Annotated in this window: 10 protein-coding genes; 6 read left to right on the forward strand and 4 right to left on the reverse strand. The window is 74.5% G+C overall.

Features of this window, described 5'->3' with window-relative positions:
* Positions 1 to 70: 70 nt before the first annotated feature.
* The gene (locus tag ACFOSY_RS01950) at positions 71 to 1,774 is read right to left on the reverse strand and encodes a peptidoglycan DD-metalloendopeptidase family protein (RefSeq protein WP_394304962.1); all 1,704 of its coding nucleotides are present in this window, start codon (positions 1,772 to 1,774) and stop codon (positions 71 to 73) included.
* 179 nt (positions 1,775 to 1,953) lie between these two features.
* Positions 1,954 to 2,823, reverse strand: coding sequence for an esterase/lipase family protein (locus ACFOSY_RS01955; protein WP_394304963.1), 870 nt, complete (start codon positions 2,821 to 2,823; stop codon positions 1,954 to 1,956).
* Between the two features lie 392 nt (positions 2,824 to 3,215).
* On the opposite strand from ACFOSY_RS01955, the gene ACFOSY_RS01960 reads away from it, so the two are divergent.
* Positions 3,216 to 3,632: a cobalamin B12-binding domain-containing protein gene (locus ACFOSY_RS01960; RefSeq protein WP_394304964.1), complete on the forward strand. Its 417-nt coding sequence runs from the start codon at positions 3,216 to 3,218 to the stop codon at positions 3,630 to 3,632.
* Positions 3,633 to 3,862: 230 nt separating this feature from the next.
* On the opposite strand, the gene ACFOSY_RS01965 is transcribed toward ACFOSY_RS01960, so the two are convergent.
* Both ACFOSY_RS01965 and ACFOSY_RS01970 read right to left on the reverse strand, forming a co-directional pair.
* A complete protein-coding gene (locus ACFOSY_RS01965) occupies positions 3,863 to 5,497 on the reverse strand; it encodes a DUF5691 domain-containing protein (protein ID WP_394304965.1) in 1,635 nt (544 codons plus the stop codon).
* 124 nt (positions 5,498 to 5,621) lie between these two features.
* Complete coding sequence (locus ACFOSY_RS01970; RefSeq protein ID WP_394304966.1) at positions 5,622 to 6,746, reverse strand: hypothetical protein; 1,125 nt, start codon at positions 6,744 to 6,746, stop codon at positions 5,622 to 5,624.
* Between the two features lie 134 nt (positions 6,747 to 6,880).
* On the opposite strand from ACFOSY_RS01970, the gene ACFOSY_RS01975 reads away from it, so the two are divergent.
* From ACFOSY_RS01975 to sucD, 5 genes are all read left to right on the forward strand, one after another.
* Entirely contained in the window at positions 6,881 to 8,038 is a 1,158-nt protein-coding gene (locus ACFOSY_RS01975; protein WP_394304967.1) for an AAA family ATPase, read from the forward strand.
* Positions 8,035 to 10,416, forward strand: a complete 2,382-nt coding sequence (locus tag ACFOSY_RS01980) for a DUF5682 family protein (protein WP_394304968.1) — start codon at positions 8,035 to 8,037, stop codon at positions 10,414 to 10,416. Before ACFOSY_RS01975 ends, ACFOSY_RS01980 begins: the two co-directional genes overlap by 4 nt.
* Entirely contained in the window at positions 10,413 to 11,672 is a 1,260-nt protein-coding gene (locus tag ACFOSY_RS01985) for a VWA domain-containing protein (RefSeq protein ID WP_394304969.1), read from the forward strand. The genes ACFOSY_RS01980 and ACFOSY_RS01985 overlap by 4 nt, the downstream gene beginning before the upstream one ends.
* A 1,923-nt stretch (positions 11,673 to 13,595) precedes the next feature.
* A complete protein-coding gene (gene sucC / locus ACFOSY_RS01990; RefSeq protein ID WP_006133534.1) occupies positions 13,596 to 14,777 on the forward strand; it encodes an ADP-forming succinate--CoA ligase subunit beta in 1,182 nt (393 codons plus the stop codon).
* A gap of 27 nt (positions 14,778 to 14,804) precedes the next feature.
* The gene (gene sucD, locus ACFOSY_RS01995; RefSeq protein WP_190004880.1) at positions 14,805 to 15,689 is read left to right on the forward strand and encodes a succinate--CoA ligase subunit alpha; all 885 of its coding nucleotides are present in this window, start codon (positions 14,805 to 14,807) and stop codon (positions 15,687 to 15,689) included.
* Positions 15,690 to 15,724 lie beyond the last annotated feature (35 nt).

Genomic DNA, 15,724 nt, shown 5'->3' on the forward strand with positions numbered 1-15,724 from the left:
GAGGCCCGTCGTGGGGCCGGGGTCCGCCTCGGCGTCGCGACGGGCGGGGCGCACCGGGGCGTGGGAGGGCTTACGTCGGTTCGAGGCCGTGGCTGCGGAACCAGGCGAGCGGGTCGATCGACGAGCCGCCGCCGGGGCGCACCTCGAAGTGCAGGTGCGGGCCGGTCGAGTTGCCGGAGTTGCCGGAGAACGCGATCTGGTCGCCGGCCTTGACGGTCGCACCGGAGGGCACCTGGTAGCTGGAGAGGTGGCAGTACCACGTCTCCGTGCCGTCCATCGCCGTCACGATCAGCATGTTGCCGTAGGCGGAGTTGTACTGGGTGCGCACCGTGCCGTCGGTCGCGGCCATCACGGGCGTGCCGTACGAGACGGGGAAGTCGATGCCGGTGTGGAGGGACATCCAGTTGATGCCCGACTGGCCGTAGTAGGCGCTGAGTCCGTGCTGCCCCACCGGGAGCGCGAACTTCGGGCGGAGGCGCTCCTTGCGGGCCGCCTCCTCGGCCGCCCGCCGGCGCTCCAGCTCCTGCTGCGCCTCGAGGTCGATGCGGCCCTGGGCGCGGCTGGCCCGGTCGGCGAAGTCGTCGGCGCCCGCGGCGAGGCTCTCCAGCTGGGTGTCCAGCTTGACGTTGGCGGCGGAGGGCTGGACCGGCTGGGCGTCCGCGGCGGTCGTCCGCGCGTCCTGGCCGCCCTCCTCGGACAGATCGCCCACCGAGGCGGCGGCGATGCCGGCCACCCCCATCACACAGGCCGAGGGCACGGCGACGGTCAGCAGCGCGGAGCGCTTGGGCGGCGTGCGGCGGCGGGAGCGGGACGCGGAACGGGAGGCGGCGCGCGGTGCGGGGACGACCTCCTCCTGGTCCTCGAGGAGGGAGACGGCGGGCAGTGCGCCGGTGTCGGCCGGTTCACCGGCCCCGGGTTCGTCCGGACCTGGCTCGCCGCGGTACGCGTCCTCCGCGTACGGCTGGTCGGACGCGTCCTGGCCGTAGGACTCCTGCCCGTAGGACTCCTGCGCGAGGTTCTCCTGCGTGAAGTCCTCCGGCGTGAAGTCCTCCGGCGTGAAGTCCTCCTGACCGAAGGCTTCCTGCGCGAAGGCCTGCTGCTCGTACGGCTCGCCGCCGTACTGCGCGTCCGGTGCGGGCGTCTCGCCGCCGGCGGAGTTCCACTGCGTGGCGTCGTAGACGCCGCTGTCGAAGGTCTGCGTGCCCCAGTCCCACTGCTGGGTCGGGTCCGCCGGCTGCTCGGGCTGGAGCCAGGCGTTCGCGTCCCACTGGCCGGTCTCGGGGGATCCGCCTTGCTGGGGGATCACCGCCATCGGCTGCTGGCCGGTCGTCCAGGCGGTCGCGTCGTGGGCGCCGGTGCCGTACGCGGCCTGCTGGAAGGCGTAGGCGTCGTAGTGCCCGGTGTCCTGCGTGCCGGCCGGCCACTGGCCGGAGGTCCAGGCGGCCTGCGCGGGGTCCTCGCCCGGCATGCTCCCGAAGAGGGGGTCGGCGGCGAAGGTGCCGGCGGCGTGGTCGCCGGTGCCGTAGTAGGTGGCGTCGTAGCCGTAGGAGGTGACGTCCCCGTACGGGGCCTCCTGGCTGCCGTACGACGCGTAGGGCGCCGAGGCGGCATCGGAAGCCGGGGCCGGGGTCATGGTCCCCGACGGGTGACGGTCGTTCACCAACTTCTCTTTCGCCTCGACAACAGGGGCTGCCAGAGCAGTGCGGCGACTGTACCCGGCGGTATGCGGGCGCGACAATCTTCCCCAGGTTTCACGACCGCAGGAAACGGGCATTCGGTCGGGTTTTGGCGGTCGGCGGGCGCGGTCTTGGCTCTTTGTTCGACGGGTGTTCGAAAGTGTGAGGTGCGGGCGGCGACAAGTCGGCCGTCCCTGACCGATGTTGATCGCTTGTGGGCGCGAAAGATCGCTCCGCCCGGAGGGAGCGGCGCCGGGCGTGTCGGGCGTCCCGGCCCTCAGGCCACCGTGAGGCCGTTCGCCCGTCCGCCGGACGGTTCACCCGGATGCGCCGTGTCCAGCGCCTCCCGTATGCCCGTCGCCACCGCCGGGTGCACCGGCAGCGCCAGGTGGCCCACGCCGCTCACCCGCACATTCACCGCCTTGAGGTCCGGGTGCTCGACGCAGGCCGTCTCCAGCGGATCCATGATGTGGTCGAGGTCGCTCCAGAACGCCACGAAGTACGTACGGCAGCCGGGCGCGGGCTCGGCCAGCTCGTCCAGCACCGGAGAGCCCGGACGCATCTGCCGCACGATCGGATGGGCGTTGGCCAGTGGCGCCACGCGCGTGCCGGAGTGCGGGGTGCCGAGCGTGACCAGCGTCCTCACCCTCCGGTCGCCGCCCAGCCGCTGCACGTAGTACCGCGCGATCAGCCCGCCGAGGCTGTGCCCCACCACGTCGACCTGCGCACTGCCCGTGCGCTCGCAGACCTGCTCGACATGGCGGCCGAGCAGCTCGGCCGCCGTGCGGATGTCACACGTCAGCGGGGAGTAGTTGAGCGACTCGATCTGCTGCCGGCCGTGCTGGGCCAGGCTGCGGCGCAGCAGGACGAAGACCGAGCGGTTGTCGATGAAGCCGTGCAGGAGCACGACCGGGGGCTTGGCCTCCGTCGGCAGCTGCGCCGTCCCCTCCGGGGCGGTCAGCGCGGAGCGGTCGGGGCCGCGCCGCTCCTGGATGATGCCGGCGGGATAGAGGAGGACATGGCCCGCGAGGATCGCCAGCTCCAGGGCGGTCGCCTTCAGCAGGCTCACGGAGAGATCCGCCAGCCGGGCCGGCAGCAGCCGCCGGCAGAGGGGCAGGAACGGAAGAGCTGCCTGGGTGACCTTCATGGCCGACCTCCTGTCGGCACACGAGGGGACAGCCTCGTCCCCCGTGCGCCCTCGTGGAATGGCGCTCCGAGAGCGGTCGACGGCGCGCGCCGGTGACGCGTGGACGGTGCGCGGTGGTGGGTCGACCTCGAGGCGCATCCCTTATGCGCATGTTCCCACTGATGTCCCTGTGTCGCACGGGCACTCGGCTCGACGGCCGGGCCCGGGAACGCTGCGCGACGGACGTGTCCCACCGTGTGATTTCCCCCTCCCTGTGCACCGCGAAACTGCCGGTTGCGGGATGCTGGGGATAACGTTCGTTCACTTCCACGGCCGGTTCGGGCCGGGGTGTCCGTGCGATGTGTGCGGTACTGGTCGATACGGATGGATGTAGTCGCTTCATGGAGGCAGTGATGGGTGTGGCAGCCGGTCCGATCCGCGTGGTGGTGGCCAAGCCGGGGCTCGACGGCCACGATCGCGGGGCCAAGGTCATCGCGCGGGCCCTGCGCGACGCCGGTATGGAGGTGATCTACACCGGGCTCCACCAGACCCCCGAGCAGATCGTCGACACCGCGATCCAGGAGGACGCCGACGCGATCGGCCTGTCCATCCTCTCGGGCGCGCACAACACGCTGTTCGCCGCGGTCATCGCCCTGCTGAAGGAGCGGGACGCGGAGGACATCCTGGTCTTCGGCGGCGGCATCATCCCCGAGGCCGACATCGCTCCGCTGAAGGAGAAGGGCGTCGCGGAGATCTTCACGCCGGGCGCCACCACGGCGTCCATCGTGGACTGGGTACGGGCGAACGTCCGCCAGCCGGCGGAGGCGTAGCCGCACGGGCACCGGGGCGCCGGGCGCCCCTCCCGTGACGGGCGCGGGTGCCCGAGCCGCGTGGGCGTCCGGTGCCGGCGCGGTCCGGGACCCGGGAGCCGGTGCTGTCGGTGCCTGTGCTGCGGGAGCCGGTGCCGGTACTGGTGCTGTGGGAGCCGGTGCCGCCCGGGGGACGGTGGGCGGCGGGATGCCGGTCGCCGGACGCCGGTGCTGCGGGCGTGCGGGGCCGGTCAGGGCGCCGGTTCCCCCGGAGCCAGCTCGGCCAGCATCTCGCCGCGCAGACGCAACGTGGTCACCAGACGCTGGAACGCCTCCGACCAGTAGCCCCCGGCGCCGGGCGCCGCGTCCTCCGGCTCGTCCGGCACCGCGAGCAGGGCGTCCAGACGGCTCGCCTCGGAGGGGTCGAGGCAGCGCTCGGCCAGGCCCATGACTCCGCTGAAACTCCATGGATAACTCCCTGCGTCCCGCGCGATGTTGAGCGCGTCGACCACGGCCCGCCCGAGCGGCGGCGCCCAGGGCACCGCACACACCCCGAGCAGCTGGAACGCCTCGGACAGGCCGTGCGTCTCGATGAACCCGGCCACCCACGCCGCCCGTTCGCCGGGGCCCAGGGCGGCCAGCAGCCTGGCCCGCTCGGCCAGGGACACCGCCCCCGGACCGCCCGCCTCGGGCGCGGACGGCTCCCCGAGCAGCGCCCGGGACCACTCCGCGTTCCGCTGCCGCACCGCCGCCCGGCACCAGGCCGCGTGCAGTTCGCCCTGCCAGCCGTCGGCGACCGGCAGCGCCACGATCTCCTGGGGGGTGCGCCCGCCGAGCCGCGCCGGCCAGGTGCCGAGGGGCGCCGCCTCCACCAACTGCCCGAACCACCACGACCGTTCACCGCGCCCGTGGGGCGCCTTGGCCGCGATGCCGTCGCGCTCCATCGCCGTGTCGCACTCGTGCGGCGCCTCCACGACGATCGTCGGCACGTCCCGCGTACGGTCCACGGCCACGCACGCGGCGGCCCGCACCGCCATCCGCGCGGCCAGCGCCGACGCGGGCAGCGCCGACAGCAGCTCGGCGGCCGTCGCCCGTACGTTGCGGCTGCGGTCGGCCAGCGCCCGCTCCAGGAAGTCCTCGTCGTCCGGGCCGAGTCCGGCGCGCAGTGAGTCCAGGAACATCAGCCGGTCCTCGGCCCGCTCGGTCGCCCAGGTCTCCTCCAGCAGGGCGCGCGCGGCGGCCGCGTCACGGGAGCGCAGGGCGGTGAGCAGCGTGACCCGCTCGGCGAAGAGGCCCTCCTGCCAGAGCCGCCGTATGCCCTGCGGGTCGCGGAGGTCGGGCGCCGAGGGGCCGCCGCCGGGGGCCGCGCGCAGGGCGAACCGCCAGTCCGGGTTGAGCCGGGCCAGCCACAGCGCGCGCGGGCCCGCGAACCGCAGCGCCGCCGGGCGCAGGTCGGTGCGGCCCCGCGTGGCGTCGAGCAGGGCGGGCAGCGCCTGCGGGGGCGCCGCGTAGCCGCGGGCGTTCGCCGCGTGGAGCCACTGCGGCAACAGCTCCATCAGGTCCGGAGCCGTGCCCCGGCGGCCACCGCCGGACGCGCCGGGACGGTCGGCGAGCAGCGACGCCAGCCGGCGCGCGGCGGCGGGCGGCAGCGCGGGACGCGGGTCCTCGGGGGCCGGGCGCAGCCGCTCGGCGGGCTGCGCGGGGCGCAGTCCGGCCCGGCGCCGGACGGTCGCCGCGGCGGCCGCGTCGAGCAGGGCCGACGGCGCCTGCGGGCCGGGCTGCGCGCCCGGCGGGGTGCGCCGGTCGGTGCCCAGCAGAGCCGTGGTCACCAGTTCCTCCCAGTGGTCCGGGAGGGACGCGGCCACGGTGGCGGTCGTCCTGCTCATGAGCTTCCTTTCCGACGGGCGTCCCGGCGCGGTCGAAGACTCACGCGCACCGAGTGTCCAGTGATGTCCGAAAGATGCATGGGGGTGGCGGGGCCGGTGGCGGCCGTGGGGCGGTCGTGGCTGGTCAGCACAGGGGTATCGCCTCTCCGGGGCCCTGCGGCCAGGCCGCCAGAGGGGTGAAACCCCGGGGGCCGCACTCGCCGAAGACCCGGACCGGGGCGCCGCCGGACAGGGCGACCAGCCGCCACAGCCCCGGGCGGGTCCGGGCCGCCGCGCCGACCGGCAGGGCCAGGTCCTCGTCGGCGTCGGCCAGCTGCCAGCCGTCACCGTCCGGGACCGGCACGACACGGTTCAGCGTCACCGGGACCGACTCCCGCCACGGGTCGTCGCGCAGCGCGGCGCCGTACCGGGCGAGCGCCCCGGACGTCGTCGTGCCCGGCGGGCGCACCGTCGTCGGGGCGGGAGACGCGAACCGCTCGGTCAGCGCCATCCGCGGCTGCCCGGCGCCCGGATAGGGCGTCAGCTCCGCGTCGAGCGCCAGCCCCGCCGGAAGCGTCAGGTCGGGGGCGCGGCCGGCCGCGCCGTAGGAGAGGAGCAGCGCCGTACGGCCGGACGCCGCGCCGTACAGCCAGATGCGACGAGTGGTCAGGCGGCTGTCGGCGGTGTCGTACTGGGCGAGGACGAGCCAGTCGTCGCGGATCGCGGGGCCGTCCGGCGAGGCGGTCAGGCCGACACGGGAACGGACCGTCGCCGCCAGCGGCGCCGGCAGCCGGTCCCGGCGCAGCCAGGCCCGGGCGAGGAGGTGGAGCAGCGCGCACTCCTCCAGCAGACGTACGGGGGCGTCCGCGCCGGAACCCGCGAGCGCGCCCAACTCCCGCGCGCGGTTGGCGAGTCCCGGCGCCTGCGCGTCGACCATGCGGGCCGCGGTCTCCTCCCACAATGCGGGGCCGGACTGCTCGGCCGTGATCAGCCCGCCGCGCAGCAGGTCCGCCAGGCGCTGCTCCAGCTCGGTCGCCCCCGCCGTGATCCGCTCGGCCCGGCGCTCCGCCCGCCGCAGGGCGGCCGGGGACACCGGCGGTGCGGACGCGGCGAGTTCGGCCCGCGCCTCGCCGGCCGCGGGCTCGTCCGCGCCGCCGGGCACACGCCCGTCCGCCCCGCCGGGCACAGGTCCGCGCGACCTGTCCGACGCGGCGTCACACGCCGGTGCCGGCACCTGGTCCACGGTCCGGCGCACCCCCTGATCAGTCATGTCCTCGACGGTAGGTCCCGCCACTGACAGTGCGCCCCCGGTGGGCATGTGTGCAGGTCGGGGCCGATTGTCAGTGGCGTGGTGCACGGTGGGTGACAGATCCGAACCGGCCGAGCTGGAGGGGGGACCCAGCCATGTCTGTGTCCGCAGAACCGACGTCCGTCGACCCGCGGCGGCACGGCTCCGCGCCCGCGGACACCGGCCCCGCGCGGACGGACACCCTGCGTCCGCACGCCGAGCACGCCTTCGCGGACGAACTGGCCGCGCTGGCCGCCCAGGACGACCGCCCGCGCCCGGCCCGCTGGCGTCTGTCTCCGTGGGCCGTCGCCACCTACCTGCTCGGCGGGACGCTGCCGGACGGGACGGTGATCACCCCCAAATACGTGGGTCCCCGCCGGGTCGTGGAGGTCGCGGTGACCACCCTCGCCACCGACCGCGCCCTGCTGCTGCTCGGCGTGCCCGGCACGGCCAAGACGTGGGTGTCCGAGCATCTCGCCGCCGCCGTCAGCGGCGACTCCACCCTGCTGGTGCAGGGCACGGCCGGCACCCCCGAGGAGGCCATCCGCTACGGCTGGAACTACGCCCGGCTGCTCGCCCACGGCCCCAGCCGCGACGCCCTCGTCCCCAGCCCCGTGATGCGGGCGATGGCGGAGGGCAGGACGGCCCGCGTCGAGGAGCTGACCCGCATCCCGGCCGACGTCCAGGACTCCCTGATCACAATCCTGTCCGAGAAGACCCTGCCGATACCGGAGCTCGGGCAGGAGGTGCAGGCCGTCCGCGGCTTCAACCTGATCGCCACCGCCAACGACCGCGACCGCGGCGTCAACGAGCTGTCCAGCGCCCTGCGCCGCCGGTTCAACACGGTGGTGCTGCCGCTGCCGGAGACACCGGAGGCGGAGGTCGGCATCGTGACGCGCCGCGTGGCGCAGATCGGGCGGTCGCTGGACCTGCCGGCGGTGCCCGACGGCGTCGACGAGATCCGCCGGGTCGTCACCGTCTTCCGCGAGCTGCGCGACGGGGTGACCGCCGACGGCCGGACGAAGCTGAAGTCGCCCAGCGGCACACTGTCCACCGCCGAGGCGATCTCCGTCGTCACGGGCGGGCTGGCCCTGGCCGCCCACTTCGGCGACGGCGTGCTGCGGGCCGGCGACGTCGCCGCGGGCGTCCTCGGCGCGGTCGTCCGCGACCCGGCGGCGGACCGCGTCGTCTGGCAGGAGTACCTGGAGACCGTCGTCCGCGAGCGCGACGGCTGGTCCGACTTCTACCGGGCCTGCCGCGAGGCCGGCGTATGAACGGCGTCCAGGCACCGGCCGCCGGGCAGCCGCTGCTGCTCGGCGTGCGGCACCACGGCCCCGGGTCGGCGCGGGCCGTGCGGGCCGCGCTGGACGCGGCCCGGCCACGCGTCGTGCTCGTCGAGGGCCCGCCCGAGGCCGACCCGCTGATCCCGTCGGCCGCGGCGGAGGACATGCGCCCGCCGGTCGCCCTGCTCGCGCACGCGGTGGACGAACCCGGCCGGTCGGCGTTCTGGCCGCTGGCCGCGTTCTCCCCGGAGTGGGTGGCGCTCCGCTGGGCGCTGGAGCACGGGAGGCCCGCCCGTTTCATCGACCTGCCGGCCACCCACACGCTGGCCTGGCAGCGGGACGAGGAAGAGGAGGAAGAACGGGAGGACGTGGGGGAGGAGAAGGGCGCGGAGACCGGGGCGGGGCAGGACGCCCTCGACGAGCACGTGCGGATCGACCCGTTGGGCGTGCTCGCCGACACCGCCGGGTACGACGACGCCGAGCGCTGGTGGGAGGACGTCGTCGAACACCGGGGCGCGGGAAAGGGGGACGCGCTCGCGCCGTTCACCGCCCTGGAGGAGGCCATGACGGCGCTGCGGGAGACGTACGGCAGCGGCGGACACCAGCGGGACCTGATCCGCGAGGCCCATATGAGGCTGCGGATACGGGAGGCGCAGCGGGAGTTCGAGGACGGCGTGGCCGTGGTCTGCGGGGCGTGGCACGTGCCGGCGCTGCGGCGGCGCGCGGGCGTGACCGCCGACCGGGCGCTGCTCAAGGGGCTGCCGAAGGTCAGGACGGACGTGACCTGGGTGCCGTGGACGCACCGCAGACTGTCCCGGGCCGGCGGATACGGCGCGGGCATCGACTCGCCGGGGTGGTACGCACACCTCTACGCCGCCCCCGACCGGCCGGTCGAACGCTGGCTGACCAAGGTGGCGGGACTGCTGCGGGCCGAGGACCGGACCGTCTCGCCCGCCCATGTCATCGAGGCGGTGCGGCTCGCCGAGACCCTCGCCGCGCTGCGCGGGCGGCCGCTGCCCGGCCTGGGCGAGGCCACCGACGCCGTACGGGCGGTGATGTGCGAGGGCTCCGACGTGCCGCTGGCGCTGGTGCACGACCGGCTGGTCGTCGGCGACGTGCTGGGGCAGGTGCCGGACACGGTGCCCGCGGTCCCGTTGCAGCGGGACCTGGAGCGCACGCGGCGCCGGCTGCGGTTCGAACCGCAGGCGGACGAGCGGGAGCTGGACCTCGACCTGCGCAAGGAGACCGACGCGGAGCGCAGCCGGCTGCTGCACCGGCTGCGGCTGCTCGGCATCGACTGGGGCCGGCCTGCCGTCCCGCGCTCCGGCACCGGCACCTTCCGGGAGACCTGGCGGCTGCGCTGGGAGCCCGAGCTGGCCGTACGCACCGCCGAGGCGGGCGTGTGGGGGACGACCGTGCCGGCCGCCGCGACCGCCAAGGCGGAGGCGGACGCGGTCGCCGCGCGCGGCCTCGCCGACGTCACCGGCCTCGCGGAGCAGTGCCTGCTGGCCGCCCTGCCCGACGCCCTGCCGGTGGTGATGCGCGTCCTCGCCGACCGAGCCGCCCTCGACACCGACGTCGCCCGGCTCGCGCAGGCGCTGCCCGCCCTGGTCCGCTCGCTGCGCTACGGCGACGTCCGGGGCACCGGCACGGCGGCCCTCGCCGAGGTCGCCGCGGGCCTCGCCGAGCGGGTCTTCGTCGGACTTCCCCCGGCCTGCGCCGGGCTGGACGCCGACGCGGCCGAGGAGATGCGGCGCCATGTCGACGCGGTGCACAGCGCGCTCGGCCTGCTCGGCGACGCCCCCGCGGCGCGCGCCGGGAGACTGCGCGCACGCTGGCGGGCCGTCCTGCGGACGCTGTCCGCGCGGGACACCGTGCCGGGGGTGCTGCGCGGGCGGGCCGTGCGGCTGCTGCTGGACGAGGGCGAGCTGGCGCGGGAGGAGGCGGCGCGGCTCATGGGACTCGCGCTGTCGCCCGGCACGCCCCCGGCGGACGCGGCGGCGTGGACCGAGGGGTTCGTCGGCGGCCCCGGCGGGGGGTTGCTCCTGGTCCACGACGAGCGGCTGTTCGGCCTGGTCGACCGGTGGCTGACGGCCGTCCCGGCGGAGGCGTTCACCGATGTGCTGCCGCTGCTGCGGCGGACGTTCTCGGCGTACGAGCCCGGGGTGCGGCGCACCCTCGGCGAACTGGTGCGCCGGGGACGCGGGCGGCACGGCCGCACGGACGCCGCCACGGCCGGCGCGCCCGGCTTCGGCCCGGGCGTGGACGAGACGCGGGCGGACGCCGTCCTGCCGGTGCTGCGGCTGCTGCTGGGGCCGGACGGCGACGAAGAGGTACCGGCGGCTGACCGGGTGGAGGTGCGGCGATGACGGGGGAGGCGAGGACGACGGCGAGGGAGGACTTGGCGGAGGAGCGGACGGAGGATGCGGCGGAGGGGCGGCCGGGGGAGCTCACGGAGGATCCGGCCGGGGAGCGGCTGCGCCGGTGGCGGCTCGTGCTCGGCGGGGACGCGGCCGACGGCACCGGACACACGCTGTCCGGGCGGGACGCCGCGATCGACGACGCCCTCACCGCCCTCTACGGCAAGGACGACACCTCCAGGACGGGGCGTGAGCGGGCGGGAGGGCTGGGGGCGTCGGCGCCCTCGGTGGCGCGCTGGCTCGGCGACATCCGCACGTACTTCCCCACCTCCGTCGTCCAGGTCATGCAGCGCGACGCCATCGACCGGCTCGGCCTCGGCACGCTGCTGCTGGAGCCCGAGATGCTGGAGGCGGTCGAGGCCGACGTGCACCTCGTCGGCACGCTGCTCTCCCTCACCAAGGCGATGCCGGAGACGACGAGGGAGACGGCACGGGAAGTCGTGCGCAAGGTCGTCGCGGACCTGGAGCGGCGGCTCGCCACCCGCACCCGGGCCACCCTCACCGGCGCGCTCGACCGCAGCGCCCGCGTCCGCCGGCCCCGCCATCACGACATCGACTGGAACCGCACCGTCGCGGCCAACCTCCGGCACTACCTCCCCGAGCACGGCACGGTCGTGCCCGAGCGGCTCGTCGGACACGGGCGCGCCTCGCGGTCGGTGACGAAGGAGGTCGTGCTCTGCGTGGACCAGTCCGGGTCGATGGCGTCGTCGGTGGTGTACGCCTCGGTGTTCGGGGCGGTCCTCGCGTCCACGCGGGCGGTCGCCACCCGGCTCGTCGTCTTCGACACGGAGGTCGTCGACCTGACCGAGCGTCTGGACGACCCGGTCGACGTCCTCTTCGCCACCCGGCTCGGCGGCGGCACGGACATCAACCGGGCGCTCGCGTACTGCCAGTCGCGCATCACCCGCCCCGCCGACACGGTCGTCGTGCTGATCAGCGACCTCTACGAAGGGGGGATACGCGACGAGATGCTCAAGCGGGTGGCGGCGATCAAGGCGTCGGGTGCGCAGTTCGTGTCGCTGCTCGCGCTGTCCGACGAGGGCGCCCCCGCCTACGACAGGGAGCACGCGGCGGCCCTCGCGGCGCTGGGGGCGCCGGCGTTCGCCTGCACCCCCGACCACTTCCCGGAGGTGATGGCGGCGGCGATCGAGAAGCGGCCGCTGCCGGTACCGGACGCGTGGGCCGGAGCGGACTCCTCGCGCTGAAAGCGGACATGAGTGCCCATCGGTGACACGGGGGTTGCGGAGTCGCGGGCGTCGCGTGCAAGGATCGGGGCCGTTCGATCGAGGACCCGTGAAGGTGTCCGGTGGTCCCGCAGTCCGGAGAGGGAACGCCCTGTCGACCTGGCCAGCAACATCCCTGCCCTGGGCCGCCGTGCGCGTGGTGCGCGCGGCGGCCGAGTGGCGTGCGGTCCGGCTGGCGCTGGTGGTGGGGGCGGTGTTCCTTTTCGGCGTGCTGTGCGGCGAGGAGGCGCGGGCGGCGGACGGCCCGCCGTCCGCCGGAGGGCCGGTACGGGAGGACGCTTCGGGTGTCCGGTCCGTGCTGGAGGGCCTCACGGCGGTGGTGGCGGACGGACCTGCGGCCCCAAAGCAGACGGAAGGCTCCAGTCGCCTCGCGGACGACGGACGGGCGGTGCGCGAGCGGGGCTCGCGGGCTGACGCCGGGGCCGTCGGGCGGCCGGTGGTTAAGTCGGGCGTGGCGTCCGGTGGTCAGCGGGCGGAGTCCGCTCAGGCTGGTGCGCGGGCAGGGGAGAAGCCCGGGTTGCCGTCCCCTGGGCAGGCGGTGCGTGTCGCGGGTGAGCCCGTTGTCGCGTCGGTGACGCGTTCCGCGGGTGAGCGTGCGGGCGTGGAGTCCGATCGGGTGTCGGGGGCGGAGGGGGCCACGCCTGCCGAGTCCGGTGTGGGGCGCGTTCTGCGGCCCGTGGGGCAGGTGGTCGGTGGCCTGAGCGAGGAGCTGGACGCCGTCACCGCGGACCTGCCCGTGCTGGAGCAGCCTGCGGTGCTGCCCCCGCAGGTGTTGCCGAGCCTCCCCTCGCTTCCGGAGCTTCCGGAGCTTCCCGGGCTGCCTGGACTTCCGGATCTCCCCGGAACCCCGGGCCTTCCGGAACTTCCTGGGCTCCCGGGCCTTCCGGGCCTCCCGGGACTCCCTGACGTCTCCGCGCCTCCCGCGCACGTTCTCCCCGCTCCCGTCCTTCCCGCCCCTCCCGCCGCCCCCAGCGCCGAGGCGCCCGCGCCCCCGCCGGCCACGGCTCACGGTCCTGCCGTACCGGCGGCCCTCCACGGCCTCTGGCCTCGCGCGGCCGTAGGCGCGGACGCCGGCCTCGCCACCCCGCCCGCACCCGCCGCCCCCCGGGCCACCCCCGCCCCGCCGCAGGCGCCCGGCACCGGAGGGGTCGAGAGCGGTGGTGCTCTCGGGGGCCGGTCGTCCGCCGATCAGGGCGTCGCCCGGCACGTCGATGCCGGTGCCGTGACCGCTCCGCGCCGCCCCCTGCCCCGGCTCGTGCCCGGTGCCACCGCGCCCGCGGAGACTTCCGGCACCCGGGAGCACAGCCGGGACGTGCACGTCCCGCCCGCCTAGGCCCTGCGGCACCGCGTACGGCACCTCTCCGTACCTCTCCCAGCCCCCTTTCACTCCCGCGCGCGGGCGCACACGCCACGGCACGCACCCGCCTGCCACCCGTTGCTGACCCACGGGTAACAAAGGACTCCGCGGGGCATCAGGACCCGGACAGCCGAAAGCCGTCGGCTCGTCCGGCCGCGACCTCGCGGAGGGGAGGCCGGCCTGCATTGGGGAATGGAGGCCGGCGTCCCCGCAACCCCGGATCACGGGCGTCACCGCCCCGTCCGGGTTGCTCGGCAGGGCCTCACCGGGCCAACCCCAGCCCGGTGAGGCCCCTCACGCGCGGCACGGGGTGCCGGAGAAGGCGACATCATGTGACAGGTATCACCGCTCACGTGTGACTCGCGATTTAGAGGCTCCCCCCATGCGGCGATAACCTGCGAGACGGACATGCCGCGCGCTCGGACACCGTGTGCGCCTCCCTTGTGACACAGCGGACGTCACGTTGCCCTTCGCGGCACGCCCACGCATCCAACGAACCGCGAGATCACTGATAGGGACGGAAGCGCGTGGACCTGTTCGAGTACCAGGCGAGGGACCTCTTCGCCAAGCACGATGTACCGGTGCTGGCCGGTGAAGTCATCGACACGCCTGAGGCGGCCCGCGCAGCCACCGAGCGTCTCGGTGGCAAGTCCGTCGTCAAGGCCCAGGTGAAGGTCGGCGGCCGCGGCAAGGCCGGCGGCGTGAAGCTCGCCGCCACCCCCGACGAGGCCGTCGCCCGCGCGACGGACATCCTCGGCATGGACATCAAGGGCCACACGGTCCACAAGGTGATGATCGCCGAGACGGCCCCGGAGATCCTGGAGGAGTACTACGTCTCCTTCCTCCTCGACCGTGCCAACCGCACCTTCCTCTCCATCGCGTCCGTCGAGGGCGGCATGGAGATCGAGGAGGTGGCGGCCACCCGTCCGGACGCCGTCGCCAAGATCGCGATCGACGCCATCGACGGCGTGGACGAGGCCAAGGCCCGCGAGATCGTCGAGGCCGCCAAGTTCCCGGCCGAGGTCGCGGACAAGGTCGTCAACGTCCTGATCAAGCTGTGGGACACCTTCATCAAGTCGGACGCCCTCCTCGTCGAGGTCAACCCGCTCGCGAAGGTCGCCTCCGGTGACGTCCTCGCCCTCGACGGCAAGGTGTCGCTCGACGACAACGCCGAGTTCCGTCACCCCGAGTACGAGGAGCTCCAGGACAAGGCCGCGGCGAACCCGCTCGAGGCCGCCGCCAAGGAGAAGAACCTCAACTACGTCAAGCTCGACGGCGAGGTCGGCATCATCGGCAACGGCGCGGGTCTCGTCATGAGCACCCTGGACGTCGTCGCGTACGCCGGTGAGAAGCACGGCAACGTCAAGCCGGCCAACTTCCTGGACATCGGCGGTGGCGCCTCCGCCCAGGTCATGGCCAACGGTCTCGAGATCATCCTCGGCGACCCGGACGTCAAGTCCGTCTTCGTCAACGTCTTCGGCGGCATCACCGCCTGCGACGAGGTCGCCAACGGCATCGTCCAGGCCCTGAAGCTGCTGGAGGACCGCGGCGAGAAGGTCGAGAAGCCGCTCGTCGTGCGTCTCGACGGCAACAACGCCGAGCTCGGCCGGCAGATCCTCACCGACGCCGACCACCCGCTGGTGCAGCGCGTCGACACCATGGACGGCGCGGCCGACAAGGCCGCCGAGCTGGCCCACGCCGCCAAGTAAGCACTCAGGACGAGGACACAACACACCATGGCTATCTGGCTCAACAAGGACAGCAAGGTCATCGTCCAGGGCATGACCGGCGCCACGGGCATGAAGCACACCAAGCTCATGCTCGGTGACGGCACCAACGTCGTGGGCGGCGTCAACCCGCGCAAGGCGGGTCAGACCGTGGACTTCGACGGCACCGAGGTACCCGTCTTCGGGACCGTCAAGGAGGCCATCGAGAAGACCGGCGCCAACGTCTCCGTCATCTTCGTGCCGGAGAAGTTCACCAAGGACGCGGTCGTCGAGGCCATCGACGCCGAGATCCCGCTGGCCGTCGTGATCACCGAGGGCATCGCCGTGCACGACACGGCCGCCTTCTGGGCGTACGCCGGCAAGAAGGGCAACAAGACCCGCATCATCGGCCCGAACTGCCCCGGCATCATCACCCCGGGCCAGTCCAACGTCGGCATCATCCCGGGCGACATCACCAAGCCGGGCCGCATCGGCCTGGTCTCGAAGTCCGGCACGCTGACGTACCAGATGATGTACGAGCTGCGTGACATCGGCTTCTCGACCGCCGTCGGCATCGGTGGCGACCCGATCATCGGCACCACGCACATCGACGCGCTCGCCGCGTTCGAGGCCGACCCCGACACCGACCTGATCGTGATGATCGGTGAGATCGGCGGCGACGCCGAGGAGCGGGCCGCGGCGTTCATCAAGGAGAACGTGACCAAGCCGGTCGTCGGCTACGTCGCGGGCTTCACCGCGCCCGAGGGCAAGACCATGGGCCACGCCGGCGCCATCGTCTCCGGTTCCTCCGGCACCGCGCAGGCGAAGAAGGAGGCCCTCGAGGCCGCCGGCGTCAAGGTCGGCAAGACGCCGACCGAGACCGCCAAGCTGGCGCGCGCGATCCTCGCCGGCTGAACCGCCGGCGCGGCAGCGCATCGTTCGGGTGGGCC

It is taken from the genome of Streptomyces lusitanus (assembly GCF_042647945.1).
GTDB lineage: Bacteria > Actinomycetota > Actinomycetes > Streptomycetales > Streptomycetaceae > Streptomyces > Streptomyces pseudogriseolus.